Genomic DNA, 2,502 nt, shown 5'->3' with positions numbered 1-2,502 from the left:
CTCTCAAACTGTCTTCCATAAAAACTTGCATAATCTTCTGAATCCTTTAAACCGTTTTCTCTTCTATGATATAAATGTCTTCCCTCTTCTGAAAGTACCCCTATTGCCTTTGCATAATCTCCTATATTATCTGCTATTATTACTATTCCTTAACTAAAAGCTTTCCTCAGTATTATTTTTCTATTAATTTTATAGTCTCCACTGCAAAAATCATATTATAAAAAAATATAAAAAATACTGAAATAATAATAACAAGTATAGTTTGGATATTAATTCCGTAGATACTAGGAATAACTAACATAGCCATAACACTTATAAATAAATTTAATAAATTTAATATAAGAGTTTTTTTTACATCTGACTTTAGTTCTATAAATATCTCACTTTTCTCTGAACACTCTATAATCATTTTTCCTTTCTTAAAGAAAAATAATGAAATTGTAATTTTTTCTTCTTTTTCTGATGTAAAAAAAGTAATTTCCGAATTATATTTTAAATGATATTCTTCATCAGCTGCCCAAACTGTAATATAGTCATAATGGCCTAAGAAATATTTATTTTTTATAGTTATTTCTGTCATTTTTTTCCACTCCTATTATATTCTCTTTCTATTTTAGATTTGTTCTCTTTTATGTATTTATCAAGTTTTTCAGTAGTATCATTAAATCCATATCTTTTTTTATACTCATTCAAAGTATTTAAATATTTAGAAGTATCTTTATTCCTAATACTTTTCCAAAAAGCAACACCAGTAGAAAAAGTCGCACTACCCCCAACTCCTGGAGTTGTCAGTCCTGCTGTAACTTCTCCACTAAGACCAATACCAATACCTTTATTATTGAAATCTAAATCTCCATTTTTTCTTATAGGGATCATCATAGTAGCTCCAGCCGAACCTCCAATTCCAATGGTTCCTCCAACAGATAAATTAAAAATAAAATAACTACTCAATAAATCATTTTTATTTTTAGCAAATGGAAAATAAATAATATCTCCTCCTCCACTAATGGAAATTCCAGAAGCAAATCCAAGTGAGCCCGAAATACCAATTCCTAAATCTACTCCATTACCTGTATTTACAACATAAAATCCTGCTCCAACTCCACCTTGAAATCCCGGACCTATACTGAATTTAGGTCCTACATATGAAGGTAAATTTCCAATAATTCCAAAAATATTTATTCCACTACTTATGATATTATTAAATAACATTCTTTTTGTTTATTTATTTTGTATATTTTTCTAATATTTCTGTCAGTTCTTTATCTTTTCCTATTGATAGATACACTTTTTCCCCTTCATACTCAGTTTCTAATATATAATCAGGACAATAATTTGTATCAACACAATTAAAGTCATTATATATTTTTATTTCCTTTTCCTTCCCTTTCTTTTTAAATATTACATTTAATACAACATTATTTATAGTATCCTCCTGTTTAAATTTGTGTATGAAAACTGTTTCATATTTATAATTTTCACTTATAATACTTAAAAATTTATTTTTTTCTTTCAAAGATAGTTGTTTATTATTTATAAATATTTCATCCGAATAAATAATTTCAGATCCTATCCTATTAATTTTTGCTCCATTTTGAAATCCACCATTTAACGCAACTATTAAAAAAATTGTTATAAAAGAAACTAACCAAATTATAATAAAACTGACTGTCAATATTTTCCCTCTTTTTCGTCTTTTTTCTTCTAAATATTCATCTTTTTCACTATCTTCCAACATCATAATTAAAACATCCACCTCCATCCTTTAGATGGATTAAATAATTCAGCCGCTGTTTTATTATTTATTTCTATAACGTAACTTTTACTAAATTCAACGTCTTTTTTATATGTTTTTACAATATTAGATAATTGTGTTTCCTTTTTTATTTTAGTTTTTATATTATCCAAAACTATTTTTTTTAATTCTTTATTTAAATCAAATCCAATTTTTTTCATAAACTCAGGATTTTCGTTACCTACATATATACCAAGTCCACCTTTAATTTCAACTCCTGCTGTCTTAGCTCCACCTTTACCTATCAATATAGAAGTAGAAGCTTTTGCATACGGATTATTTAATCCTGTTTGCAAAGCTATTGTTAAAGCTTTATTTAAATAAGGTAGTGATAAACTATCTCTTTTTTCTCTCAATTCTTTAGGTACCACAACTCCTGGATAGTATTCTCCCGTTACATTAAGACTCGTACCTGCAAGTTTTGTTTCAAACTTTACATCTCCTTTAATATCTACAACAATGTATATTTTTGAATTATACGGATTTCTAATAAAACTAATTGAACCTGATATATCAGGTGTAAATCCTCCCACTGTTATATTTCCATTTATTTTAAATTTTAGTGCATCATCTTCCCAATCACTACCGAGCTGTTCTTTTGTATACTTCAGTCTTTCTGTTATGAACTTTACATCATTTTCTCCAAACTGTCTATTGTAATATCTCTCAAACTGTCTTCCATAAAAACTTGCATAATCTTCTGAATC

4 protein-coding genes are annotated in these 2,502 nt (G+C 26.9%); all 4 read right to left on the bottom strand.

The genetic code is table 11. The annotated features are described in order from the left end of the window. Positions 1 to 172 precede the first annotated feature (172 nt). Positions 173 to 580, bottom strand: coding sequence for a hypothetical protein (locus EII29_RS11150; protein WP_125237582.1), 408 nt, complete (start codon positions 578 to 580; stop codon positions 173 to 175). Beyond that, positions 577 to 1,212: a hypothetical protein gene (locus EII29_RS11145; RefSeq protein WP_125237581.1), complete on the bottom strand. Its 636-nt coding sequence runs from the start codon at positions 1,210 to 1,212 to the stop codon at positions 577 to 579. Before EII29_RS11145 ends, EII29_RS11150 begins: the two co-directional genes overlap by 4 nt. Before the next feature lie 13 nt (positions 1,213 to 1,225). After that, complete coding sequence (locus EII29_RS11140; protein WP_125237580.1) at positions 1,226 to 1,756, bottom strand: hypothetical protein; 531 nt, start codon at positions 1,754 to 1,756, stop codon at positions 1,226 to 1,228. After that, a partial coding sequence (locus EII29_RS12230; protein WP_158612530.1) for a hypothetical protein occupies positions 1,744 to 2,502 on the bottom strand: 759 nt, incomplete at its 5' end. The genes EII29_RS11140 and EII29_RS12230, both read right to left, overlap by 13 nt.

Origin of the sequence: Leptotrichia sp. OH3620_COT-345 (assembly GCF_003932895.1) — a bacterium.
In the GTDB taxonomy this organism is placed as follows: Bacteria; Fusobacteriota; Fusobacteriia; order Fusobacteriales; family Leptotrichiaceae; genus Pseudoleptotrichia.
The sequence above is the reverse complement of the archived record's forward strand: the minus strand, read 5'-3'. Positions and strand labels throughout refer to the sequence as shown.